This window comes from Arthrobacter sp. BG5, assembly GCF_056680155.1.
Window position 1 is genome coordinate 1,694,873 of record NZ_CM155268.1, and the last position, 22,987, is coordinate 1,717,859.

Annotated in this window: 24 protein-coding genes; 16 read left to right on the plus strand and 8 right to left on the minus strand. The window is 67.1% G+C overall.

The features are described from left to right. Positions 1–8: 8 nt before the first annotated feature. The 5 genes from AC1MBE_RS07805 (at position 9) to AC1MBE_RS07825 (ending at position 6,146) form a co-directional block, all read left to right on the plus strand. A complete protein-coding gene (locus tag AC1MBE_RS07805; protein ID WP_479782152.1) occupies positions 9–992 on the plus strand; it encodes an electron transfer flavoprotein subunit alpha/FixB family protein in 984 nt (327 codons plus the stop codon). 596 nt (positions 993–1,588) lie between these two features. After that, a complete protein-coding gene (locus AC1MBE_RS07810; protein ID WP_479782153.1) occupies positions 1,589–2,710 on the plus strand; it encodes a cytochrome b/b6 domain-containing protein in 1,122 nt (373 codons plus the stop codon). A gap of 85 nt (positions 2,711–2,795) precedes the next feature. After that, a complete protein-coding gene (locus AC1MBE_RS07815) occupies positions 2,796–3,608 on the plus strand; it encodes an alpha/beta fold hydrolase (RefSeq protein ID WP_479782155.1) in 813 nt (270 codons plus the stop codon). 110 nt (positions 3,609–3,718) lie between these two features. Then, positions 3,719–4,663, plus strand: coding sequence for a hypothetical protein (locus AC1MBE_RS07820; protein ID WP_479782157.1), 945 nt, complete (start codon positions 3,719–3,721; stop codon positions 4,661–4,663). A 79-nt stretch (positions 4,664–4,742) separates the two neighbouring features. Then, positions 4,743–6,146 carry an MFS transporter gene (locus AC1MBE_RS07825; RefSeq protein WP_479782159.1) on the plus strand — a complete coding sequence of 468 codons (1,404 nt, stop codon included), beginning with the start codon at positions 4,743–4,745 and terminating at the stop codon, positions 6,144–6,146. A 19-nt stretch (positions 6,147–6,165) separates the two neighbouring features. Here AC1MBE_RS07825 and AC1MBE_RS07830 read toward each other — a convergent pair whose 3' ends face one another. Genes AC1MBE_RS07830 through AC1MBE_RS07840 form a run of 3 tightly spaced genes read right to left on the minus strand, consistent with a single transcriptional unit; the run spans position 6,166 to position 8,116 of the window. Then, on the minus strand, positions 6,166–6,513 hold the full coding sequence (locus AC1MBE_RS07830) for a hypothetical protein (RefSeq protein ID WP_479782161.1): 348 nt from the start codon (positions 6,511–6,513) through the stop codon (positions 6,166–6,168). A gap of 44 nt (positions 6,514–6,557) precedes the next feature. Further along, positions 6,558–7,796 (minus strand): RNA polymerase sigma factor, encoded by a 1,239-nt coding sequence (locus AC1MBE_RS07835; protein WP_479782163.1) that lies wholly within the window; start codon positions 7,794–7,796, stop codon positions 6,558–6,560. Then, positions 7,793–8,116 carry a YciI family protein gene (locus AC1MBE_RS07840; RefSeq protein ID WP_479782164.1) on the minus strand — a complete coding sequence of 108 codons (324 nt, stop codon included), beginning with the start codon at positions 8,114–8,116 and terminating at the stop codon, positions 7,793–7,795. The genes AC1MBE_RS07835 and AC1MBE_RS07840 overlap by 4 nt, the downstream gene beginning before the upstream one ends. Positions 8,117–8,396: 280 nt before the next feature. On the opposite strand from AC1MBE_RS07840, the gene AC1MBE_RS07845 reads away from it, so the two are divergent. After that, the gene (locus AC1MBE_RS07845) at positions 8,397–8,846 is read left to right on the plus strand and encodes a rhodanese-like domain-containing protein (protein ID WP_479782166.1); all 450 of its coding nucleotides are present in this window, start codon (positions 8,397–8,399) and stop codon (positions 8,844–8,846) included. Between the two features lie 27 nt (positions 8,847–8,873). Here AC1MBE_RS07845 and AC1MBE_RS07850 read toward each other — a convergent pair whose 3' ends face one another. Both AC1MBE_RS07850 and AC1MBE_RS07855 read right to left on the minus strand, forming a co-directional pair. Next, a complete protein-coding gene (locus AC1MBE_RS07850; RefSeq protein WP_479782168.1) occupies positions 8,874–9,563 on the minus strand; it encodes a nucleoside/nucleotide kinase family protein in 690 nt (229 codons plus the stop codon). Between the two features lie 249 nt (positions 9,564–9,812). Next, positions 9,813–10,658: a carbon-nitrogen hydrolase family protein gene (locus AC1MBE_RS07855; protein ID WP_479782170.1), complete on the minus strand. Its 846-nt coding sequence runs from the start codon at positions 10,656–10,658 to the stop codon at positions 9,813–9,815. A 173-nt stretch (positions 10,659–10,831) separates the two neighbouring features. Here AC1MBE_RS07855 and AC1MBE_RS07860 point away from each other — a divergent pair, with 173 nt between their 5' ends. From AC1MBE_RS07860 to AC1MBE_RS07875, 4 genes are read left to right on the plus strand one after another with little or no spacing between them, the layout of a single operon-like run. Then, positions 10,832–11,080 (plus strand): hypothetical protein, encoded by a 249-nt coding sequence (locus AC1MBE_RS07860; RefSeq protein WP_479782172.1) that lies wholly within the window; start codon positions 10,832–10,834, stop codon positions 11,078–11,080. Beyond that, entirely contained in the window at positions 11,047–12,540 is a 1,494-nt protein-coding gene (locus tag AC1MBE_RS07865) for a purine-cytosine permease family protein (protein ID WP_479782174.1), read from the plus strand. Before AC1MBE_RS07860 ends, AC1MBE_RS07865 begins: the two co-directional genes overlap by 34 nt. Before the next feature lie 3 nt (positions 12,541–12,543). After that, complete coding sequence (locus tag AC1MBE_RS07870; RefSeq protein ID WP_479782176.1) at positions 12,544–13,644, plus strand: alcohol dehydrogenase catalytic domain-containing protein; 1,101 nt, start codon at positions 12,544–12,546, stop codon at positions 13,642–13,644. Between the two features lie 50 nt (positions 13,645–13,694). Continuing rightward, on the plus strand, positions 13,695–14,339 hold the full coding sequence (locus tag AC1MBE_RS07875) for a TetR/AcrR family transcriptional regulator (RefSeq protein WP_479782178.1): 645 nt from the start codon (positions 13,695–13,697) through the stop codon (positions 14,337–14,339). 48 nt (positions 14,340–14,387) lie between these two features. On the opposite strand, the gene AC1MBE_RS07880 is transcribed toward AC1MBE_RS07875, so the two are convergent. Beyond that, on the minus strand, positions 14,388–16,391 hold the full coding sequence (locus tag AC1MBE_RS07880; protein ID WP_479782180.1) for a vWA domain-containing protein: 2,004 nt from the start codon (positions 16,389–16,391) through the stop codon (positions 14,388–14,390). Positions 16,392–16,416: 25 nt separating this feature from the next. After that, on the minus strand, positions 16,417–17,805 hold the full coding sequence (locus AC1MBE_RS07885) for a magnesium chelatase ATPase subunit I (RefSeq protein WP_479782182.1): 1,389 nt from the start codon (positions 17,803–17,805) through the stop codon (positions 16,417–16,419). Positions 17,806–17,897: 92 nt separating this feature from the next. On the opposite strand from AC1MBE_RS07885, the gene AC1MBE_RS07890 reads away from it, so the two are divergent. The 3 genes from AC1MBE_RS07890 (at position 17,898) to AC1MBE_RS07900 (ending at position 19,889) form a co-directional block, all read left to right on the plus strand. Next, positions 17,898–18,563 carry a histidine phosphatase family protein gene (locus tag AC1MBE_RS07890; RefSeq protein ID WP_479782184.1) on the plus strand — a complete coding sequence of 222 codons (666 nt, stop codon included), beginning with the start codon at positions 17,898–17,900 and terminating at the stop codon, positions 18,561–18,563. A 13-nt stretch (positions 18,564–18,576) separates the two neighbouring features. Beyond that, entirely contained in the window at positions 18,577–19,278 is a 702-nt protein-coding gene (locus tag AC1MBE_RS07895) for an SCO1664 family protein (protein ID WP_479782186.1), read from the plus strand. 422 nt (positions 19,279–19,700) lie between these two features. Next, positions 19,701–19,889, plus strand: a complete 189-nt coding sequence (locus tag AC1MBE_RS07900; protein ID WP_479782187.1) for a hypothetical protein — start codon at positions 19,701–19,703, stop codon at positions 19,887–19,889. Between the two features lie 65 nt (positions 19,890–19,954). Here AC1MBE_RS07900 and AC1MBE_RS07905 read toward each other — a convergent pair whose 3' ends face one another. Continuing rightward, a complete protein-coding gene (locus tag AC1MBE_RS07905; RefSeq protein WP_479782189.1) occupies positions 19,955–20,131 on the minus strand; it encodes a CsbD family protein in 177 nt (58 codons plus the stop codon). A gap of 292 nt (positions 20,132–20,423) precedes the next feature. On the opposite strand from AC1MBE_RS07905, the gene AC1MBE_RS07910 reads away from it, so the two are divergent. The 3 genes from AC1MBE_RS07910 (at position 20,424) to AC1MBE_RS07920 (ending at position 22,966) form a co-directional block, all read left to right on the plus strand. Further along, positions 20,424–20,606, plus strand: a complete 183-nt coding sequence (locus AC1MBE_RS07910; RefSeq protein ID WP_479782191.1) for a hypothetical protein — start codon at positions 20,424–20,426, stop codon at positions 20,604–20,606. Positions 20,607–20,992: 386 nt separating this feature from the next. Beyond that, the gene (locus AC1MBE_RS07915) at positions 20,993–21,994 is read left to right on the plus strand and encodes an SIS domain-containing protein (protein WP_479782192.1); all 1,002 of its coding nucleotides are present in this window, start codon (positions 20,993–20,995) and stop codon (positions 21,992–21,994) included. A 93-nt stretch (positions 21,995–22,087) separates the two neighbouring features. Next, a complete protein-coding gene (locus tag AC1MBE_RS07920; protein ID WP_479782194.1) occupies positions 22,088–22,966 on the plus strand; it encodes a PfkB family carbohydrate kinase in 879 nt (292 codons plus the stop codon). Positions 22,967–22,987: the final 21 nt, after the last annotated feature.

Consider the following 22,987-nt stretch of genomic DNA (forward strand, 5'->3'; position numbering starts at 1 on the left):
GAAACGACATGACTGACTTCCCTCGTGACGCAGTCCTCGTCGTCGTGGAAACCCGGGCGTCCGGTGAACTCGAAAAAGCTGCGGCCGGACTCTTCGGCGCTGCCGCCGGCGCCGGCACCCCGGTTGCCCTGGTGTTGGCCGAACCCGGCGCGGGGAGCGCCGCCGCCGCGGAGGCCGCGGACCTGGGTGCCGCGCGTGTGCTGGTCGCTGAGACGCCGGACCCGTCTGCCCTCGGGGTGCCGGGCGTTGACGCGCTTGCCGCCGCGGTGGAGCTGGTGCAGCCGGACGCGATCCTGGTTTCGCATTCGCTGAACGGGCGCGACCTGGCCGGCCGTTACGCCGCCCGTGCGCGGGCGGCGGTGTGCGTTGACGCCGTCGGTGTGTCCCGTGATGACGAGGGCGTGGTGGCACACCACTCCGTCTACGGCGGCGCTTACAACGTGACGTCCACGGCCACGTTCGGCGCGCCGGTCATCACGGTCCGCCAAGGCTCCATCGAAGCGCGGGCCACGGCCCAGCCGCCGGCGTCGGAGACCCTGGCCGTGACGTCCTCCGGGAAGCCTGCCGCGCGGATCGACTCGTTCGAGGAGGCGGTCGCCGCCACCACACGGCCGGAGCTGCGGGGCGCCGCGAAAGTTGTCGCGGGCGGCCGCGGCCTCGGCTCGGCGGAACAGTTCGCCTTGGTCGAACAGCTCGCCGACACGCTCGGCGCCGCCGTTGGTGCGTCGCGGGCCGCAGTGGACGCCGGCTACGTCCCGCAGACGCAGCAGGTGGGCCAGACCGGAGTGTCGGTATCCTCCCAGCTGTACATCGCCCTGGGCATATCCGGCGCGATCCAGCACCGGGCCGGCATGCAGACCGCGAAGACGATCGTCGCCATCAACAAGGATGCGGACGCGCCGATCTTCGAGATCGCCGATTTTGGTGTGGTGGGCGACGTCTTCAAGGTGGTGCCCCAGCTGATCAGCGCCCTTGAGGCCCGGAAGAAGTAGCGATGGCAACTCATTCCGGGTCCATTCGACGGGGTCTGCCGCGCGTGCCGGGCGGCGAGCCCTGGCCGGCCGCGGGCGAGGCGCCCGCGCGCCTGGTTGCCTCCGCGGCTGCTGTGCAGGAAACCGCACCAGAGTCGACGGCGGTGTCCGCTCCGGTGCGCGCAGTAGACGGTCCGGCGGTAGACGTTCCTGCAGGAACCGCCGTTTCGGCAAACGTTCCTGCGGCTCGTGCGGGCGTCGGTGCGCGGCAGCTTCGCCGTGGATTGCCGCGCGTGCCGGGCGGCGAACCCTGGCCGCCGGCCGGCGACGTTCCGGCATCGGTGGTGCCCGCGTCCGAGGCTCCCGCTCCAGTAGCCGAGCACGCGTCCGCGCTCGCTGCTGCTGCTCCTGCTCCTGCTGCTGCTCCTGCTCCTGTTGTTGAGAAAGCAGTCCCGGCCGCGGCGCCGGCTGCGCCTTCTCCCTCCGCTGCACCGGCGGTCCCGACGGCGGGATCCATTCAGCTCCGCCGCGGGCTCCCCCGCGTTCCCGGTGGGGAGCCGTGGCCTCCGGCCGGACTGGCTCCGTCAGCCGCTGCCGTCCCAGTTCCCGCTCCTGAGGTGCAGACTGTTCCCGAGCCTGTTGCCACGGCTTCCGCTCCGGCCACCGCAGCAGCCGCCGTCGTCGTCGCTGAGACCGTTGCCGAAGCAGAGCCGCCGGCGGCGCCGAATGAACCGGTCATCGCCGAATCCCCCGCGGTCGCAGCCGCCCCGGCCGCGGCGGCACCGCCCGTCGTCGCTGAAAAGGCCGCAAAGCCCGTGCGGCCCAAAGCCGCAGCAAGGCTCTACGGCTCACGCACCCTCGGCCAGTGGATCAAGCGCGTTGTACTCCTCGCCGTCGGCGCCGTGGCCGCCGCCGCGATCCTTATCCTCGCCGCGCGCGGCGTGACCACCCTGCCCGGCGTGCCGGAGTTCCTCCGGAGATACCCCGGCGAATACCCCCTGCCCGAAGCCGCCGAGTCCGGCTTCCCGTGGTGGGCGCAGTGGACGCACTTCCTGAACCTGTTCCTGATGGTCCTCATCATCCGCTCGGGCTACCAGGTACGAACCCAGCAGAAGCCGCCGGCGTTCTGGACGCCGAAGGGCGGTGGCAAAAAGATCAGCATCAACCTGTGGCTGCACCAGTCGCTGGACATCCTGTGGCTGGCCAACGGCCTCATCTTCGCGGTGCTGCTGTTCGCCTCCGGGCGCTGGCTGCGGATTGTCCCCAGCAGCTGGGAGGTGTTCCCGAACGCGCTCTCCGCACTGCTGCAGTACATGACCCTGGACTGGCCGGTGGAGAACGGCTGGGTGAACTACAACAGCCTGCAGCAGCTGATGTACTTCCTGGTGGTGTTCATCGCGGCCCCGCTCGCGGTGATCACGGGGGTGCGCATGAGCGAGTTCTGGCCGAAGAACGCGACGACGCTGAACAAGGCCTACCCGGTGGAGGTTGCGCGCGCACTCCACTTCCCGACGATGCTGTTCTTTGTGCTGTTCATTCTCGTCCACGTGTTCCTGGTCTTCGCGACCGGTGCGCTGCGGAACCTGAACCATATGTTCGGCGGCACCGACGAGGTGAACTGGGTGGGGTTCTGGCTGTTCGCGGCCGCCATCGCCGTCACCGTTGCCGGGTGGTATGCCGCCCGTCCGCTGGTGCTCGCGCCGCTTGCGAAGCTGTTCGGCCAGGTGAGCAGCCGCTAGCCTGCGCCGCCGGACCCTCGACGGCGCCGCTGCTGCCGCTTCACGGGCCAGGCCGCGCTGAGGGCGTCCGTTCTACACTGGCTGAATGGAGGCTACGGTCCGCGGGGTGCCTGTGCATTACGTCGAGTCCGGCAGCGGCACGCCGGTTCTCGCCTTGCACGGCGCCGGTGTGGACCACCGCGAGATCGCCCACGCCCTTGAACCGGTCTTCACTGCTGCTCCCGGGTTTCGGCGCCTGTACCCGGACCTGCCGGGGATGGGCCACACCCCGGCGCCCGCCACCATCGCCAGCAACGATGATGTCTTGGACCTCCTGCTCGGCTTCATCGACCACGCCATCGGCACCGGGCCTCTTCTTGTCCTGGGCCACTCCTATGGCGGGTACCTGGCCCGTGCCATTGCCCAGCAGAGACCGGAGCAGGTCATCGGGCTCGCGCTGATCTGCCCGGTGGGCGCCCGCACCGCCAGCGTGCCGGAACACACCGTTGTTGTGTCGTCGGCCGGCCCGGCCATAGGTCTCAGCCCGGAGCTCGAGGCCTCCTACCGCGGCTACTTCGTGGTCCAGACGGCAGAGACGCTGCGCCGGTTCCGGGACGCCGTAGCCCCGGCGGCGCCGCTCGTTGACGAGGCCGCCCTGATGCGGATCTTTTCGCGCTGGGAGCTGCAGGATCGTCCGGAGACCGCGAAGACCTATGCCCATCCTGTCCTGATTCTGGCCGGACGGCAGGATTCCACCGCGGGTTACGCGGCCCCGGCGGACGTTGCCGCGCAGTACACCCGCGGCACGTTTGCTGTCCTCGATCGCGCCGGCCATGCCCTGCTGCATGAGCAGCCCGCCCTGGCTCACGCCCTGCTGGTTGAATGGCTCGCGCGGGTGCGTGAGCACTCCGGGGCATGAAAGGGCCCGCTTCGCGACTACCCGCAGCCAGTTAATCCATTCGGTATAGTATCCGGATGGGCTGGCCTCTTTGCGCTGGTTCCCCCTGACCCTTTTATCAAGGAGCCTCCGTGGGCCAGCAGACGACCGAACTGACGGTCACCGGTAACCGGCCGGGCCACGCTCCGGCCCGCGACGCGATGCGGGGCGGGCTGATCGGCATCCTGGCAGGACTTCTCGGATTGGGACCCTGGTTGATGACCGGGGCGCAGCTGCCTCTGCAAAACCTGTGGGCCGCCGACGTCGCCCCGGACCGGATGCCGGTGTCACTTCTGCCGCTCAGCCAGTACGAACTCACCACCATCGTCGCCCTCCTCACCGTGGGCGGCGCGACAGCCGGACTCGCGGTGCGTCTCTGGTCCGCCGCCCGGCGTCGGCTGGCGACGTGGTGCGCGGCAGCCGGGGTTCTCGGTGTCCAGGTCACGGCGGCCGTCCAGTCCTTCACCGTGCTCGACGGAGGACTGGCGGGCGGATCGATGGCCCGCCTCTACTTCGCCGGGCTGCTGGCGGGCGTGGTCTTATCCCTCGCTGCGGCCCTTGTCGCGCTCCTGCTGGTTTCTTCGGGGTCGCGGGCCTTGGTGGCACTGGGCGTCGGACTCGTGGCGGTGCCGTTTGCGTCGTGGCTGGTGGAGTGGGTTGCCGGCGTCGTTGGGCCCCTCCACATACCGGCAGCGGTGCCGACGGCCGCTCGCTGGATCCCCGCCATCCTGGTGGGCTGCGTCCTGGCGTGGTGCGGCCTTCGTCCCGCGCGGCGTGCCGCGGTGTGGCTGGTGGACCTGGTCCTGTTGTGGGTGGTTCCCGCCCTGTTTATCTCCGTCAACTACGTCCTCGGGACGCGGGTGGCGGCCGGCGACCTGCAGGAGATGCTGTTGATGAGCCGGCAGATCCTGGCGGCCACCCTTGGACCCGCCGGCGGAGCAGGACCGACCGTCCTGCTGGCCCTCGCCGTCGCCTTGGCAGGGCTGGGTGCCCGCTCGGTTGCAGTCCGCCGTCGTACGGCCGTGCCCATGGACTGACGCCGCCGTAGCAGCGCAGCCGGCTTCCGCCGAGCCGCGGCCGTATTCCTACCGGCGGGTCGTCACTACACTGGGACGCATGACCGAGTACGAACCGGTCCCGCCGCACACCGCTGTGGCCCCCGACGCCGTCGACACCCCCTTGCGAAGTTCCCAGCAGCGGTCCCGCACCTTCAACGGGATCCTGCTGAACACCGGCCTGGCCAATATCACCACCAGTTACCTGTGGTTCGCGCTGACGTTCTGGGTGTATTTGGGGACGCGCAACGTGATCGCCACCGGGGTGGTCGGCGGCGCGTACATGCTGCTGATCGCCCTGTCCAGCATCAGCTTCGGTACCTACGTCGACCGCTACCGCAAGCTCGCCGTCATGCGTTTTGCGGCAGCCTTCACCCTGGCGATGTTTGTGCTCTCGGGGGTGATGTTCCTGCTGACGCCCGCCGACTCGCTGCTGGACCTGGCCCAGCCGTGGTTCTGGGCGTTCATGCTGATCGTCCTGCTCGGTGCCGTGGTGGAGAACATGCGCAACATCGCGCTCGCCGCCACGGTGACCATCCTGATCGACCCGGACCGGCGGGCCAACGCCAATGGGCTGGTCGGCATGGTGCAGGGGCTGATGTTCATCGTCACCTCGGTGTTTTCCGGGGTGTCGGTCGGGCTGCTGGGCATGGGCTGGACAATTGTCGTGGCCGTGGCGCTCACCGCGCTGGCCTTCGCGCACGTGCTTACCCTGCGCATGCCCGAGGAGGTCCGCGCAGCCGCCACGGACGCGCAGGGCGGGTTTGATCTGCGGGGCTCCCTGGCCGCCGTCGCGGCCGTTGCCGGACTATTCGCGCTGATTCTCTTCTCCACGTTCAACAATTTCATCGGCGGCGTCTACATGGCATTGATGGACCCCTACGGCCTGGAAATGTTCCCGGTAGAACTGTGGGGGACCTATCTCGCGCTTGGGGCCACCGGCTTCATCGTGGGCGGGGCGCTGATCAACAAATTCGGACTGGGATCCAACCCGTTGCGCACCATGCTCGTCGCGGTGATCCTGATGGGCCTCCTCGGTGCGGGGTTCACGCTCCGGGAGTGGGCCTGGCTGTACATCGCCGGCATCTGGCTGTACCTGGTCCTGGTGCCTGTGGTCGAGGCCGCCGAGCAGACGGTCATTCAGCGGGTGGTGCCGCTGCACCGGCAGGGGCGGGTGTTCGGATTCGCCATGGCGTTCGAGTCCGCGGCGGCGCCGGTCACGGCGTTCCTCATCGCGCCGATCGCCCAGGTCTGGATCATCCCCTACGCGCGGTCCGCTGAGGGGGCCGCCCAGCTGGCCCCGCTGCTGGGCGAGGGGACCTCCCGCGGCATTGCTCTCGTGTTCCTGATCTCGGGAGTCATCCTGATCGCGGCCGCGCTGCTGGCCTTCCTCGCCCCGGTCTACCGCCGGGTCTCGGCGTCGTATGCGGGGACAGATGCTCAGACGGACGCCGGCACGGTGTGACGGCGCGGGCGAGCGGCCGCTATCGGACGGGACCCGTTCCGTCCGGCAGGCTGGCGTCGACCGGGAAAGTCATGAACGCCGGCATTTCGTACGGGTGCGCTGACAGGGCCGCACCGACGACGGCGTTGCGCCGGGACCGCGGGTAAATGGCCTCAATCCGGGTTTCCGGGACTTCCTCGGGGGAACCGACGGCGCCGATGGCCGGGTTCGCGCCCGGCAGCGGCGTAAAGCGCCCGGTGCCTTCGGCGCTGAACGAGCAGTGCGAGTAGTTGCCCAGCCTGCCTGCCCCGGCATCGCCAATGGCCTGCCGCACAGCGCCCGCAGCCTCGGTGGGGACGTAGATGACCAGACAATCCATAGGCTCCATGGCTGAAATTCTGGCACGGAGCCGCTCTGATGGCAGACCACGGCTCAGGAGGGCAACTGGTCGCGGCGTCGTCGTAGGGTGGCGGCCTCGGCCGAGTTGCCCGCCAGGTTGATGGCTTTGTCGTAAGCCAGTCGCGACTCCGGATTGCGGCCCGCCCTGTGCAGCAGCTCGGCGCGGGCGGCGTGGTAGGCGTGATAGCCGGCCAGGTCGGTTTCGAGCCGGTCGACGGCGGCCAGCGCCACGTCCGGCCCGTCCAGCTCGGCAACCGCGATGGCCCGGTTGAGCGCGACGATCGGCGACGCGTCGATGGTCACCAGCTGGTTGTAGAGCGCGACGATTTGGGACCAGTCGGTGTCGCGGAAGTCGCGGGCAGAGGTATGCACGGCGTTGATCGCCGCAAGGACCTGGTACGGCCCCGGCGGCGCCCCGGACGCCAGCCGCTCCCGCACCAGGCGGTGGCCTTCGGCGATCAGCGCCGCGTCCCAGGTTCCCCGGTCCTGTTCGTCCAGGGTGACGAGCTCACCACTGGCGGAGATCCGGGCGGGGCGGCGGGCCTCGGTGAGGAGCATCAGGGCCAGCAGCCCGGCCACCTCACCGTCGTCCGGCATGAGGGCCCGGAGCAGGCGGGTGAGCCGGATCGCCTCGGCGGTGAGGTCGGAGCGGACGGGGTCGGTTTCGGGTCCTGTCGCCAGGTAGCCCTCGTTGAAGACCAGGTAGAGCACGGCGAGCACGCCTGAGATGCGTGCCGGGAGATCCTCCGCGGACGGCACCCGATACGGGATCCGGGCGGCCTTGATCTTGGCCTTCGCACGGGTGATCCGCTGCCCCATGGTGGTTTCCTGCACGAGGAAGGCCCGGGCGATCTCCGGCACGGTCAGCCCGCCGACCATGCGCAGGGTCAGCGCCACGCGGGTCTGCAGCGCGAGCGCCGGGTGGCAGCAGGTGAAGATCAGCCGGAGCCGGTCGTCGTCGATGGCGCCGAGCGGCTCAGGCGGGCGGTCGTCGTCGAACACCAACTGGGCCTCCTGGTGTTTGCCCTCGCGTTTGTTCTCGCGGCGGAGCCGGTCGATGGCTTTGCGCTTGGCCGTGGTGGTCAGCCAGGCACCGGGGTTGGCGGGGATGCCGTCGGACGGCCACCGCTCAACGGCAACCGCGAACGCCTCTGCCGCTGCCTCCTCGGCGAGGTCGAGGTCACCGAAACGACGGGTCAGGGCGGCTACCACCCGGGCCCAGTTCTCCCGGTAGGCCTGGGTGACGGCGCCGCCGACGTCGGATCCGTTCACAGGAACGGCCGCACCTCGATCTTCCGGTTGCAGGCCTCCGACCCGTCGGCGGCGAGCTTCAGCGCGACGTCGAGGTCCGGGGCCTCAATGATCCAGAAGCCGGCGAGGTGCTCCTTCGACTCCACGAAGGGCCCGTCGGTCACCACCGGAGACTCGCCCCGGTTGTCGATGACGGTGGCCGTATCGGGGAATCCCAGACCGCCGGCGAAAACCCAGTGGCCCTCGGCCTGGAGACGATCATTAAACACGTCGATGGCCGCCATCTCGTCTGGCGGAGCGAGTTCCAGCTGGTCGTGAATCACGGACAGCAAATACTGCATCTCGAGTCATCTCCTGCGGTTTGGGGCGCCCCTCCTGGGCGGCCGCTCACCTTTACTACGAACAACTCTGCCCTGATTCGACAGAAAATGTGCGGATTTTCACAGACGCCAGGAGGGGCAGTTGCCGGCCCGTTCAGGAAGGTTCATCCAGTCGATGGCCGGCTGGCGCTGGGTTTCGGGCAGATAGCGCCGGATATGAAGATACCCATCCTTGCACCGGCCCATCATTGCGCTGCATGGTGGAACGACCGACCGATCAGCAGGCAATGGGAGGAAAGCGGTGGAGCAGTGTCCTATCTCCGACGACGGCGTCCGGATCTGCCAACGCAGTCTAGGTTCGGGCGATCCTCTCGGAATTCTTACCATCGACCAACTACTACTGGAGAGCCGCATCGGGCTCGAGCGTGTTGCCGCTTCGGATCTCGAGCGGGAGATGGCGGAGGGCGCCCTTGTTGTTGACACACGGCCGGTGGGTCAGCGAGACCGCGACGGCGATCTTCCGGGAGCGGTCGTCATCGACCGAAACGTTCTTGAGTGGCGGCTCGCTCCTTCCAGCCCCCACCGGCTCCCGATCGCCGGCGACCCCGCTCGGCGGATCGTGGTGGTCTGCAATCAGGGCTATAGCTCCAGCCTCGCTGCACACACCCTGCAACGGCTGGGGCTGACCCGCGCGACCGACCTTATCGGCGGTTTCCAAGCCTGGGCAGCACTGCGCAAGCAGTCCGACTAACTTGCCGGCGTTCCGGGTTCCGACTGCTTACTCGCGGCCGGGCACCGAGACGGTCGCCGGCGTGTGCTCGATGATGAGCGTGCTCCGCTGACTTCCTGCTGCTATCAGGCGGGCGTTGCGTTCGTCATTGCCGGTTGCACGCCATTCGGCGATGCCGGCGTCCTTGTCGAACTTCAGGTGCCGGGCGGTGAGGCGGCGCAGGCGTTCGTGCTGTTCGAGTTCCACGAACCAGGTTTCCTCCAGGAGGGATGCAACCTCGCTCCAGGGGTCCCGTTCAAGAAGCAGATAGTTGCCCTCGGTGATGATCAGTCGTGTCTGCGGGGGGACGGCGATGGCCCCGGCGATCGCGTCGTTGACTTCCCGGCGGAATGCCGGTGCAAAGATCTCCCGCGACGTCTCCGAGCGCAGCTGGCGGAGCAAGGCGACGTAGCCGACACTGTCAAAGGTGTCCGGCGCGCCCTTGCGCTGCTCAAGCCCGCGGGACTCCAGCAGCGACTGCGCCAGATGGAATCCGTCCATCGGGACCAGGGCGACCTGCCCGGGGTGGTTGGTGAGCAGGTGCTTCAGCAACCATTCGGAGATTGTGGATTTTCCGGCACCTGGCGCCCCGGCGATTCCGAGAAGACACCGTCCTCGCCGCAGGAGCAACGCTTCAGCCCGGGCGAGCAGCTGCTCCTGGCCTGATTCGTCCCAGCGCAGGCGCAACGGAGTCTTCATCGCTTCATCCTTTCCGACTCTTGCCGGGACCGCGGCGGAAATCAAAATAAAAGCATGGTGGATGACCGATGGCCAGGCACTTGGAACGCCATACCTTCGCTGATCGCCCGGGAACCGCGCATCACATTGCCAACGATGGTACTTGGAAGCGGGATGTCGAGGCTGTCCGGCAACGGCGCCGGATGGTTGCGAAGTTTCCCAAAGGAAGCCTGCTGGAGCGGTACAGATCCAAGATCTCCGCGTCCAGGATCAGAGCGGTGGAAGATCCTCGAGGTAGACGTTCAAACCCCGGGCGCACTCAAGAGCTTCCGCATCGACTTCCATGACGGCCACGGAGTCACCCCCGGAAAGGAGCGCGGCGTTGCGGCCGAAAGGAGTCGCAAGACAGCTGTGACCGGTAAATCCCGGGCCGCAATGGTTGGCGTAAGCAATGAAGACGCCGTTTTCCAGCGCCCGGGCCGGAACCTGGAGTGTAGATGTCGCCGTCGCGGAATATCCCCAGGCCCCGGTTCTGCCGGCCATGCGGTACTCCAGCTCCGGCACAGCTGTGGGAACCAGCAGCACTTGCGCGCCGGCGACCGCTTGGGACCGGGCGAACTCAGGAAATTCCACGTCGTAACAAATCCCCAACCCCCACCGCCAGCCTTGCCACTCAAACGGCGACGCGTAGTCCCGTCCCGGCGTGATGAACGCCTTCTCCTCCGCGCCAAAAAGGTGCCGCTTGTGCACGCGGACCAGTTCCTCGCCCTCCGGGTCGAAGAACGACGCCGCTATGTGCCGTACCGGCCGCTCAACCTGGCTTTGGCGGGAGGATGAATCCTGCGCCTCACCGTCAGGGCTGTCGATCGTAGACGCCACCAACGCCACCTTCAACTCACGGGCCAGAGCTGCGAGCCGCTCGCGGATTTCCGCGCCATCCCACCGCCAGGCGGTGGCTGGCGAGTATCCGGTCGCAAACAGCTCCGGCGTCACCACCAGCGCGGCCCCCTGCTCCGCCGCTTCCGCGACCAGCCGCCGAAGTATCGCAAGGTTCTCCTCGATATCGCCTGGCACGGCGGCCGCCTGCACCACGCCGACACGAACTGGGTTACTCAAGGGATCCTCCTCGGCGGCACCTGCCGCATATCAAACCGAATCTTTGCACTTGGTTGACACCCAGTGTGACCGGCAGCATACTTTGAAACCAAATCGCATTTGGTTAATTCGCCCGTCCGGGCGACCCGGCCTGCTCCACCCCCTCCAATGAACTTACGCACGAAAGGCACGACATGAGCACATCAGGTTCCACCAGGACCGGGGTCGTCCCGCCGGAGCGGACGCCGCATTTCACGGCAAACTTAGCTGAAATGGGCCTGTCCCCGGCAGTGGCAGAGGAGATCGAGCGCCGCATCGTGGCAGTAGAGACCCACGAGTGGCAGGACGATTCACGCAAACCGCTGTCGGCGTCGGAACTGACCGGCTACGTCCTCGTCTCGGTCGCAGCATGCATCGTCGGACTCCTGCTGGTGATCCTGTGACGGCCCGCACCAGCGCCGCGCCGACGCCAAAGGCTACGTCTGAGCTGGAAAACGAAGCAGCCTTCGGGACCTTTCCGCTCCTTAAGCACGAACGCGTTTGGTCCGGCTGGGATTACACCTGGGTGAACACCGCCCTGGCGATCGCCACCTGGGCCTTCATTGTCGGCGGCTCCACCGCACTCCTGGTCGGCTTCCAGGACGGCATTGCAGCCATGATCATCGGCAACGCCATCGGACTGTGCTTCATGGTGCTGGCTTCCACCGTCGCCTCTCAGCGCTACGGATCCGAGCAGTACACCATGCTGCGTGGCGCTTTCGGCGTCGCGGGCGTGGCAGTGCTGGTCTTCACCGTCATCGTGATCACGGAAATGGGCTGGTCATCGCTGCTGGCCGTCATGGCCGGCAGGGCAGGCAGCCAGGTCATCGCTACCGCCACCGGCGCGGCGCTGAGCCAGTACGGCCCCGCTGTCACCGTCGGCGGGCTCCTTTCCATCCTTATTGCCTGGTTCATCCTTTCGCGCGGACCGGTCACGCTCGGCAAGTTCAACAAGGTGATTGCGCCAGGCCTGGCGGTCATCACGGTGGTGATGATGGTTTTCCTCGTCTCCAACACTTCCGTGGAAGAGCTGCTCAGCGCCGCGCCGCTTGCTCCGTTCGATGACAACACGCTTAACTTCATGGTCGCCGTCGAGTTCAACGTCGGCGTCGGCGTTTCCTGGTATCCCATCATGGGTTCCCTGGCCCGGATGACCTCCAGCCGGAAAGCTGCGGTCTGGCCGGCTTACGGCGGACTGTTCATTGCCACCCTTATCGCCCAGACCGTGGGGCTCGCGTCCGCGCTGACTCTGGGCGATTCCGACCCCACGGTCTGGATGGTGCCCTTCGGGGGTCCGGCCCTGGGTGTGGCCGTGCTGATCTTCATCGCCTTCGCCAACATCACGTCGATGTCCTCGATTGTCTACTCCACGATCCTGGCTATCCGGCAATCCTCGGGACGGCTTCTGTCGCGGGTCTCGTGGAAGGCACTCACGGCCGCGTTCTTCATTCCTCCGGCGATCATGACTTTCTTCCCGCAGTTCATGTACGAGCAATTCATGGTCTTCGTGTCCGTTTCCGGCGCCTTCCTGACCTCCATTTGCGGAACGGCGCTGGCCGATTACTTCTTCGTGCGGCACCAGCGGATGGATCTGCGCCAGCTCCACTTGGGGCAGCGGGGCACGCTGTACTCCTACAAGGGCGGCGTGAACTGGGCCGGGCTCGGCGCCGTCGCAGTCGGCGCACTGTTTTACCTGTGGCTGTACAACCCGATCACCCTTGAAGCCCAGCCCGTCTTCAACGTTGTTACCGCATCATTGCCGGCGGCCGTCCTGGCCGCGGCAACCTATCTGGTGCTGATGCGGGTGTTCTACCGAAACCGTCCTATGGTCCCCGCCGAAACCGCCCCCGCCAAGGAGTCCTGAGCCATGCCCGTAGTAGGCCGCGCCGCCGTCCATACCGGCCCCGGATCACCGGACCTAGAAATCATGAAGGTCACGGTGCGCGACCCCGGTCCTGGCCAGGTGCTCGTCCGGATGGGGGCTTCCGGGGTTTGCGGTTCAGACCGGCACGTGCTCGACGGCGACTGGTCGCTTCCCAGCCCTACGGTCCTCGGACATGAGGGCGCCGGCACGGTCGAAGCGGTTGGTGACGGGGTTGAGTCTCTGGCCGTCGGCGACCGGGTCATCATGACCTGGTTCTACCCGTGCCAGGCGTGCAGCAACTGCCACCAGGGCAAGCCTTGGGTGTGCACAGGGTCGAGAGCCGGGGAATGCCTGCTCCCGGACGGCAGCACGGCCATGGAAATCGACGGGGCTCCGGCATTCCCGTACCTGGCCGTGGGCTCCATGAGTGAATACGCCATGGTCCCAGAACAGGCAGCCATCAAGATACCGGACCAGGTGCCGTTTGAGGTTGCCGCCTTGATCGGCTGCTCCGTGGCCACGGGCGTGGGCGCGGTCATTAACGACGCGCAGGTAATACCGGGCCGCTCCGCCGTCGTCATTGGCGCAGGAGGAGTAGGGCTGTGCATCATCATGGGGCTGGCACTGGCCGGCGCCAACCCGATCATCGCCGCCGACATCAGCCCCGAGTCACTGGAGTTGGCGAAGCGGCTCGGCGCCACGCACACGGTCATTTCCGGGGACGACCTTCCCGAGCAGATACACGAGCTCACGGGCACCGGGGCCGACTACGTTTTTGAGGCCATCGGCCGGCCCCAGTCCATAGCCCAGATGCCCGCCTGCCTGACCAGCGGCGGCACGGCAGTGATTGTCGGACTGCCCCCGGAGGGCTCCCCGGTTCAGATCGATGCCCTGGAAATGGCCGAGGGGGGCAAGCGCCTGTTGGGCTCAAACTACGGCTCCACGGTCCCGGCCCGCGACTTTCCCCTGCTCGCCGGCCTTTACCTCAGCGGGAGGCTTCCCATTGACGAGCTGGTGACACAACGCTTCGAACTGGGCGGCGTCAACGAGGCATTCCGCCTCATGCGTTCCGGAGCCCGCGGGCGGAGTGTGATCACCTTTTGAGACCGGTGGCTGCGACGGGGAACAGTTCCGGCCGGGTGCAATAATCAGCTATGGCCCGCCCCAAAAAGAACATCCTTTCTCCGCAGATCATCGCGGAAACGGCGCTGAAATTGGTGGACAAGGGGCACGACTTCACTATTCCGGGAATCGCGGCCGAGCTGGGCGTTAATCCGTCGTCGCTGTACCACCACGTAACAGGCGGCAGGGCCGAGATCATCAAACTGATGCGCCGCGCGCTGTACGAGCAGATCGACTTGTCTGAGCTCACGGACCCCCGCCTGCCGTGGCAAGACAGGCTGGAACAGTGGGTCAGGTCCTATCGCGATGCTTCCGCCCAGGTCCCCGCGGCCCTCCCCTTACTGGTGGGGGCCGCGGTGGACGACTCACTGACGTTGCAACTTTATGAGGTGCTCTTCACCATCCTTGACCAGGCCGGCGTCGCGCAGGGCCGACAGTTGGCCGTGGCCGCCATGCTCGACGCGATTGTCATCGGCTCCGCCATCGATGCAGCCTCGCCAGACCCGCTGTGGCGCGCCGCCGAGGAGTTGCCGCGTCTGACCGCACTGGCCGACCCGGAAGCAATGACGCGCCGCACACGGGACGGGCTGAATCTGGCGATCGGGGCCGCAGTGGCCCAGATCGGGTCCATGGCGCCTGACCCGGGCCAGGCGGAGGCGGACTTACAGCGTCCGTAGAAAGGCTGCCTACAGGGCCTTAAGCCGACACCGTGATGACGTAGATCGCTACGTCACCCAGTCGTCGTCGCCGTACGCCCGGCCGCGGAAGTGCGCGCGGAGGTACTCGCCGACGACGGCGGCGCCCAGGTCACCGGTGTCGGGCGCCACCACGCGGCCGTCGATCCGGCGGGCCATCCGGGCCACGAACCGCTCCAGGCCCGGGTCATTGCCGAGCCGGAAGAACGTGGCCTGCGTGCCGGCCCGGCCCAGCCGGTCCAGCTCCGCGACGGTCACGCGGATGGTCTCCGGGTCCGGCGGCCAGTTGAACCACGACTCGCCGTCGGCCTCCAGGTGAGCGGTGGGTTCGCCGTCGGTCACCACCAGCAGGACCGGCTGCATCGACGGGTGCTGGCGGAAGAACCGGCCGGCCAGCAGCAGCCCGTGGTGCAGGTTGGTGCCCTGTTCCCGCAGCGCCGGCAGGGCCGTGAGCTCGCCGATGTCCATGGTCTGCGCGTAGCGGCCGAAGCTGATCAGCTGCAGCCGGTCGCCGCGGAACTTGGTGGACACGAGGTGGTGCAGGGCGAGCGCGGTGCGTTTCATCGGCACCCAGCGCCCTTCCGCGGCCATCGAGAAGGACACGTCCACCAGCAACGCGACGGCGGCCTGCGTGCGGGCCTCGGTTTCGGTCACCTCGATGTCGTCCACGGCCAGGCGCAGTCCGCGGCGGGGGTCGCCGCCGTCGGCGATGGTGCGGCGGATCGCGTTCGTGATGGTGCGGGTGACATCCCACGGTTCGGCGTCACCAAACTCCCAGGGCCTGCTTGAGCCGGTCTGCTCCCCCGCCGCCCCGGCAACGCGGGTGTCCCGGCGGCCCTGCCGGCCGGAGAGCTGCTTGGCGGTGTCCCGCAGCAGCGACCGGCCGAGCCGCCGCATGGCCTGCGGCGAGAGCTTCAGGTCGCCGTCGGCGCCGCGCTGCAGGAAGCCGCCGTCGTGCATGGCCCGCTCGATCTCCGCCAAAGTGCGGGCCGATACCGCCGCGTCCTGCCCCAGCTGGCGGGCGAGGGCATCCAGGTCCAGGTCGTCCAGGCGCGAGCCGTTGTAGGACTGGGAGAGCTGTTCGGCGAGCTCGTCCAGTTCGGCGAGGTCCTGCAGCACGCCGGTGCCGTCGCCGAGTCCTAGCCCCTCCTCGCCCTCGAAGCGTTCGGAGCCGGACCAGTCCTCGCCGGGGCGCAGCGCCTGCAGGTTGGCATCGAGTTGGCCCAGCTGTGCCATAAGCTCCGGCGAGCCGAACGCCTGGGCGGAGAGCGCCATCAGCTCCTCACGCTGCTCGGCGGACATGGACCGAAGCATCCGCTGGGCGGCGGCCGCGCGCTGGGCGAGGGCGTCCACCAGCTCCTCGACGGACTGCGGGTTCTCCGGGAAGTACTGGCCGTGTTTGGCCATGAACTCCTGGAAGTCCGCGTCGGTGTCCTCGCCGCGCCGATGCTTGTCGAGCAGTTCGTTGAGGTCCTGCAGCATTTCGGCGACGGCCGCGCGGTCCTCCTCCGTGGCGCCCTCCAGCGCCTCCTTCATCCCGGCGAACCGCTGGTCCAAGATTTCTCGGCCCAGCAGGTCCTTGATCTGCTCGTAGGCCTCGCGGGCGGTGCTGGACTGCCAGTCGTAGGAGGCGAGCTCGTTGACCGCCGCCGCCGTGGACTTGGGCAGGTTCTGCAGCTGCATCTCCCGGAAGGCGCGGTCCGTGTCGTCCATTCGCACGTCGCGGGCCAGCTGTTTGCGTTCCTCCAGCACCGCGGTCTCCAGCAGCTTCTGCACCTCGTTGAGGGTGCCGTCCAGCTTGTGCTGGCCCAGCAGGTCCTTGCGCCGCTGCTGGACGCGGCCGGCAAGGTCGTCGAGCCCTTCCCGGTTCCGGCCGCCCCGGCGCAGGTACTCCTGCAGGGCCTGCCGGGGCGAGTAGCCGGCCATCACGTCCTCGGCGACGGCGTCCAGCGCCTCCGCCAGGTCCACCGGCGGCGCGAGCGGATCGGGCCCGCCCGCGTAGCGGCTGTAGCGGGACCGGTGGTGAGCGGTCATGGGCCCTCCTTAGCCTTAGCAACGCCTACCCGTAAACCGTTGCCTCGTCGTCGGAGTCCTTGGAGATCCGCCGGGCGAGGTACAGGCCTTCCAACGCCAGTTCGACGGCGGCGGCGCGCTGCCCGTCGTTTTCCGCGCCCAGGCGCGCACCGATGTCGTCGTAGAGGCTGGATCCGTTGAGCGACGGGAGGTTGTCGAGGAACTCCCGCGCGGTGACCAGTTCCCCGGTGGTGACCGTGGTGTGGCCGTCGAGCGCGGCGACGAGGTCGCCCATGTCGAGGCCGTGGAAGTGCGCCCGCACGGCTTCGGCGGTGGCCATGCGCAGCAGGTGGTCCAGGATGTCCTGTTCCCGGCCTTCCTCGCCGGATTCGAACTCGATCTTCCCGGCGAGGACTTCCACGGCGGCGTCGAGGTCGATGATCCGGGCGACGGCCTGGTCCTCGCCGCGCACGCTGGCGCGGCGCAGGGCGGCCGCGGCGACGGTTTCTGCGCCGGCGATGGCGAACCGTGCGGACACCCCGGAGGTCTGGTTGATCGCCGGGGACTGCCGCAGCGCCCGGGTGTAGCGGGCCAGGATCTCGAGGATGACGGGCGGGACGCCGGCCACCAGGTGGCCCTCCTGCCGGATGACGGCCACCTCGTCGTCGAGCTCGATCGGGTAGTGGGTGCGGATCTCCGCGCCGAAGCGGTCCCGCAGCGGCGTGATGATCCGGCCCCGGTTGGTGTAGTCCTCCGGGTTGGCGGAGGCGACCACCAGGACCTCCAGCGGCAGCCGCAGCACGTAGCCCCGGATCTGGATGTCGCGCTCCTCCATCACGTTGAGCATGGAGACCTGGATCCGTTCGGCGAGGTCGGGGAGTTCGTTGATGGCGATGATGCCGCGGTTGGAGCGCGGCACCAGGCCGTAGTGGATGGTTTCCGGGTCGCCCAGGCGGCGGCCCTCGGCCACCCGCATCGGGTCGACGTCGCCGATCAGGTCCGCGACGGAGGTGTCCGGCGTCGCGAGCTTCTCGACGTACCGTTCGGAGCGGTGCCGCCACGCCACCCGCAGCCGGTCCCCCTCGGTGAGGGCCAGGGCGCGGGAGTGCTCGGTGATGGGGTCGTACGGGTGTTCGTTCAGTTCCGAGTCCTCGATCACCGGCGACCACTCGTCCAGCAGCCCGGCCAGGGTGCGCAGCAGCCGGGTCTTGCCCTGGCCGCGTTCGCCGAGGAGGACGACGTCGTGCCCGGCCAGGAGGGCGCGCTCGAGCTGGGGCAGGACGGTGCGGCTGAAGCCGTACATCCCGGGCCAGGGGTCGCGGCCGGCGGCGAGCGCGGCCAGCAGGTTGTCGCGGATCTCGCGGCGCAGGTCCTTGTGGACGTGGCCGGAGGCGCGCAGTTCACCAACAGTGAAGATTTCGGGGCGATCACTCACTCCTCCACCGTAGACCTGTACCCGGCGGGTTATCGAGGGATTTCTTGAGATTCCTGCGCTTTGGGCTGTTGCCCGGCTTACGCTGAATCTTGATGACCGCAGCAACTTCTGGACCTTCATCGGAGCCCCCACAGCAGGGAACGCTCCTGCTCCTGGTGCGCCACGGAGAGACCCCGACGACGGGCACCGTCCTGCCGGGCCGGGCACCGGGGCTGCACCTCTCCGACCGCGGCCGCGAGCAGGCCGAACGGGTCGCTGACCGGCTCTCCGGCCTGACGGTGGATGCCCTTTACTCCTCCCCGCTGGAGCGCGCCTGCGAGACTGCGGAGCCGACGGCGGCCCGCACAGGTTTGGCCGTGAAGCACGACGACGGGCTGCTGGAGTGCGATTTCGGCGGTTGGACCGGCTCCGCGATCGCGGACCTTGCCGCCCTGCCGGAGTGGCAGACCGTGCAGCACACCCCGTCCCGGTTCCGCTTCCCGGACGGCGAGAGCTTCCCGGAAATGCAGGCGCGGATCGTCGGAGCGATGGAGTCGCTGTGCGCGGCGCATGTTGGGGGTGTCGTGGTGTGCTTCTCGCATGCCGACCCGATCAAAGCCGCAGTGGTCCACGCACTGGGCACGCCGCTGGATTTGTTCCAGCGGATCGTGATCAGCCCGGGCTCAGTCTCGGCCATCTCATTCGTGGAAGGCCAGGATCCCGCGGTGCACATGGTGAATTCGACCTCGGAACCGCTCAGCGGGCTGAGGGCGTCATGAGTCGGGGGAGACGGTGTCCGGCCGGGAACTGACCCTGCTGACCGAGGGCAGCATCGAACTGCTGGGACTCATCCCGCGCAGCAGCAACGAGACGTTCCTCGTCCAGGTCACCTGCGGCGAGGACGAGGGGTACGCGGTCTACAAGCCGGAGGCCGGCGAACGCCCGCTGTCCGACTTTGAGCCCGGCCTCTACAAGCGGGAGCGCGCCGCCTATCTGCTCAGCGAGTCCCTGGGCTGGGGCTTCGTCCCGCCGACCGTGATCCGCGAGGACGCTCCCCTAGGCGTCGGGTCGCTGCAGTGGTTCATCGACTGCGACTTCCAGGAACATTACTTCACGCTGTTCGAGGACGCCCCCGAGACCCACCCCGAGCTCGCGCGGATCGCCCTGTTCGACTTCGTCGCCAACAACACCGACCGCAAGAGCGGCCACGTGCTGCGCGGCGATGACGGACGGATCTGGGGCATCGACCACGGGCTGTGCTTCTCGGCAAGCTTCAAACTGCGCACCGTGATCTGGGACTTCGCCGGCGACCCCATCCCCGATGCACTGCTCCAAGACATCGCCCCACTCGCCGAAGCCGTGCCTCCCGAAGTGGCCGAACTGCTCGACGAGGACGAGGTCACCGCTCTGCAGCGCCGCGCCCAGCGGATGCTGGTCGCCGGCTCGCTGCCGGTGGACCGCACCGGCATGCGCTACCCGTGGCCGCTTGTGTAACCCCGTCCACGTGTCCGTCTACTCGTTTGCAACGGGAGAAAACCTTTCCGCAGTGCAATCCAACCGCCGGTTCAAAACGGACGGTGAATATACGCTGAGTTACAGCTACAGCACAGGGCGCTTCGATGAGCTAACGGCGGCCAAAGATCCGGCGTGTGGGACTGTCGATCCTTGCTAGCGCGGAGCTAGCCGAATTAGATCGGCGGGGCGCCATAACGTCAAAAACGGGTGCGCTGTGATCTCTTTTTAGCGGCTGCCGTCCTCGAAGGAACAAAGTGGACTAAACCCTAACTGAGTCACCAAATCAATCAGGGTGCAGTCGAGCGTCGCCAGATGGAAACATAGTCAACGCCGAACGACGCAAGTCGGGCCGCGACTGTGCTTCCAGGATCCTTGGCCTCCGCATCGGCGACACCAAATTCATGGGCTCCACTGCGACGACGCGGGGACACACCGGATTCACCGGCACATCCCTGCTGGTCGACCGCGAAACGGGCGTAAGCCTCGTTCTACTGGCCAACCGTATCCACCCCTCACGCGCCTTCGTGGGCGTCCAGCACCTCCGTGCGGCGATCGCCGACCTCGTCGTGGCTGCCGCCCGTGCGAGGTGACGACGACGACGCGTCCCTTTCCGGAGCCGCAGATGGGCGTACTTGAACTCCGGCGCTGCCGGTTATCAGTGCTTTTTGAAAGCGTCCTTCACCTTTTCGGCCGCCTGCTTTAGGTCGGCTTTGACCTGTTCGCCCCTGCCCTCGGACCTCAGACGCTCGTCACCCGTCGCTTTGCCCGTAGCTTCCTTCATTTTGCCGCCCCTCTTGGCCGCGGCATTGCGAATCTTGTCACCCAGTCCCATGATCTTCCTCCTTGGGGTACTGCCCGGCAGTCCCCGTTTTGTTTTGATGTTCGTGCTCGCCGGTTCGGAAGGGCGCGCCCGCAGTAGGCGACTGGCCCGCCGCCCGGCGGTCCGACTCCCGCGCACCAACAACGGACTGAGCACCGCCGGATCCGGCTTCGGCCGGTGACGGTCCAGGCGGTACACCGCCGCTCGTTGTTGCGGCCCCGGTTACGATTCGCTGCCCCTCAGTCATCGCGGGATCGTTGTAAACCCGCTCGACGGGCGCCTCGCCAGATTTGGCCCGCTCCGGATGCGAGTGGTCCCCTTCGGCCCGGGTGCCCGCCTCCGCGACGTTGACCGCTTCTCGCACATCGGCACCGCTACGGGAGTTGTCGGCCTGGGCTTCGGCTCCGGACGAGACGCGCTGGTCCTGAGACGCGGCGTCCTGGGTGACACCTTCAGCTGGCCGGTCTTGAGGGTCCCGTCCAGCTGATTTCGATTCCAGGGGCACCTCTGCCGGCAATTCGGAGTCGCTGCGGTCTGTCATGATCCCTGCCCTTTCGAGACGAATTCATGCGTCTGCTCCGGCGCAACTTAAGTCTAGACAGAGCCGCGGCCTTCCAACAGGCCCGCCTGCTCAGTCCCCATCGCAGCGACGTCCACGCCGTCAAGCGTGATCCGCCCGCAAGAGGCCCGTCCGGTCCTCTGCCGCAGATGGTCGACGCACCACATTCGGCAAAGTGGAGGGACCTGGGCCTGCCCCCAAGGTTGGGGAGCAGCCCTTGACGCCTACTCGCGGGCGTGACACGATGTGGGCGTTATTGATACCGGTATCAGTACGTATCACTGCCAGTTGATTGTCGATGAAAGGACTACCCCGTGCTGGGCTTCAATGAAGAGAAATTCCTGCTCCAGACCCGCAGTGCGCTTGCATTGCAGCAGCAGATTGAACAGCTTGTGGACTCGCTGCAGCAACGCGACTTCAAGAACCTATTCCTGATCGGCGCCGGCGGGACTTACGCGGCGATGCTCCCCTATGAGCACTTCCTCCGGTCAAATTCCACCCTGCCCGTTCGCGCCGCTATCGGCAAAGAACTCATGCTGACCGCTGACCCCACTTTCGGCCCCGGTTCCGTAGCGGTCTTTGCCTCCGTTTCCGGCACCACCGAGGACGTCATCGAGGCGATCGAATTCGCGAAGGCCAAGGGCGCCTACACGGTCGGTTTCACGGGTTTCGGCGAGAGCCCCTTTGCAAAGTCACTGGACGCCGTCCTCGTCACCGAACCGAAGACATGGCCGTTCGACATCCCCCTGTTGCTGCTGAGCACGCGCCTGCTCGCAGCCCGCGGAGAGTTCGAAGGATATGAAGAGTTCGCGGCGGAGCTCCAATCCATCCCCGAAACCCTAGTGGACGTGGCGCGACAGGCAGAACCGACAGCGGAAGCTTTCGCCGAAAGAAACAAAGACGTCGATTATCACTTCCTCGTCGGCGCCGGGAACCTCTGGGGCTTCACCTACCTCTACTCCATGTGCATCCTCGAGGAGATGCAGTGGCTCCGGACGACGCGCGTGCACGGCGCCGAATTCTTCCACGGGTCTTTGGAACTCATTGAAGAAAACACCAGCCTCATGCTGTTCCTCGGCGAAGACGAGAGCCGGCCCCTCATGGAGCGCGTCGTGAAGTTCGCGGAGAACTACAACAAGAACACCACGCTGCTGGACACCAAGGACTACGAACTGCCCGGCATCAGCCCCCGCTTCCGTGGGCTGCTGGCCCCGCTCATTCTGGACACCGTGGTGGACCGGATCAGCAAGCACCTCGAGCGGGTCCGCAACCACTCACTGGATCTGCGCCGGTACTACCGCGTCGTTGAATACTGACAGTCAGCGGCCTTTGTACCCCAACCGGGGATACGACTTCCAGCGCTGCGGGCCCGGTCGGGCCTGGGCCCGCAGCGTCGAGACGGGAAAAACATGAAAGTAATTGGCTTCGGAGACAACATTGTGGACCGGTTCCTCGACCGCAAGGTGATCTATCCGGGCGGGAATTGCGTCAACTTCGCCGTTCTCGCGCGGCGCCTGGGCCTGGACGCTGCCTACGTCGGCGTTTTCGGCAATGACGTTCTGGGAGATTTCGTCCGCTCGGCCTTGGTCGAAGAAGGGGTCGATATCAGCCGCTGTGTCACCCGGGAGGGCCCGAACGGGGTGACTGAGATCGAGGTGGTCGACGGCGACCGGGTGTTTCTGGGTTGGAACAACGGAGGCGTCACCATAAGCCAGCCCTTCGAGCTCGAACCGGAGCACCTGACCTACCTCGCCACGGCGGATCTGGTGCATTCCAGCGTCTACTCGGCGTCGGAGTCGCAGCTTCCCCTGGTGCGCGATACCGGAGCTCTGGTCAGCTTCGACTACTCCTCGGAGCCGGACCGGCGAACGGACGAGTACTTCAACCGGACAGCCCCTTACATCGATCTTGCGTTGCTTTCGCTGGGCGGACATACCCGGCAGTCTGCCGAACATGAACTGCGGCGGGTTGTGGAAGCAGGGGCGGCCTTGGCGGTAGGCACCAGAGGCGCAGACGGAGCCGTATTGTTCGACGGGAACGCGTTCCTCATGCAGGACGCCGTGCCCATAGACCCGGGGCGGTTCGCCGACACCATGGGGTGCGGTGATGCCTTCCTGACCGGGATGGTCGTGAGCCTCCTGACAACCGGCTGGACCAAGCGCTCCCGGCCGTCCGCCCGCAGCCTGGCCGAAGCCCTGGGCGTCGCAGCACGGGCCGCGGCGGAGCAGTGCTCCGTGGAGGGCGCCTTTGGTTACGGACGGCCAGCCGCCACACCAACTAGGATCTGATGCAGGAACACTTAAACAGCC

Coding starts and splice junctions, on each gene's coding strand:
- AC1MBE_RS07805 (WP_479782152.1), top strand. CDS start 9: ATGACTGACTTCCCTCGTGACGCAGTCCTCGTCGTCGTGGAAACCCGG.
- AC1MBE_RS07815 (WP_479782155.1), top strand. CDS start 2,796: ATGGAGGCTACGGTCCGCGGGGTGCCTGTGCATTACGTCGAGTCCGGC.
- AC1MBE_RS07825 (WP_479782159.1), top strand. CDS start 4,743: ATGACCGAGTACGAACCGGTCCCGCCGCACACCGCTGTGGCCCCCGAC.
- AC1MBE_RS07830 (WP_479782161.1), bottom strand. CDS start 6,513: ATGGAGCCTATGGATTGTCTGGTCATCTACGTCCCCACCGAGGCTGCG.
- AC1MBE_RS07840 (WP_479782164.1), bottom strand. CDS start 8,116: ATGCAGTATTTGCTGTCCGTGATTCACGACCAGCTGGAACTCGCTCCG.
- AC1MBE_RS07850 (WP_479782168.1), bottom strand. CDS start 9,563: ATGAAGACTCCGTTGCGCCTGCGCTGGGACGAATCAGGCCAGGAGCAG.
- AC1MBE_RS07860 (WP_479782172.1), top strand. CDS start 10,832: ATGAGCACATCAGGTTCCACCAGGACCGGGGTCGTCCCGCCGGAGCGG.
- AC1MBE_RS07865 (WP_479782174.1), top strand. CDS start 11,047: ATGCATCGTCGGACTCCTGCTGGTGATCCTGTGACGGCCCGCACCAGC.
- AC1MBE_RS07870 (WP_479782176.1), top strand. CDS start 12,544: ATGCCCGTAGTAGGCCGCGCCGCCGTCCATACCGGCCCCGGATCACCG.
- AC1MBE_RS07875 (WP_479782178.1), top strand. CDS start 13,695: ATGGCCCGCCCCAAAAAGAACATCCTTTCTCCGCAGATCATCGCGGAA.
- AC1MBE_RS07880 (WP_479782180.1), bottom strand. CDS start 16,391: ATGACCGCTCACCACCGGTCCCGCTACAGCCGCTACGCGGGCGGGCCC.
- AC1MBE_RS07890 (WP_479782184.1), top strand. CDS start 17,898: ATGACCGCAGCAACTTCTGGACCTTCATCGGAGCCCCCACAGCAGGGA.
- AC1MBE_RS07900 (WP_479782187.1), top strand. CDS start 19,701: ATGGGCTCCACTGCGACGACGCGGGGACACACCGGATTCACCGGCACA.
- AC1MBE_RS07905 (WP_479782189.1), bottom strand. CDS start 20,131: ATGGGACTGGGTGACAAGATTCGCAATGCCGCGGCCAAGAGGGGCGGC.
- AC1MBE_RS07910 (WP_479782191.1), top strand. CDS start 20,424: ATGCGAGTGGTCCCCTTCGGCCCGGGTGCCCGCCTCCGCGACGTTGAC.
- AC1MBE_RS07920 (WP_479782194.1), top strand. CDS start 22,088: ATGAAAGTAATTGGCTTCGGAGACAACATTGTGGACCGGTTCCTCGAC.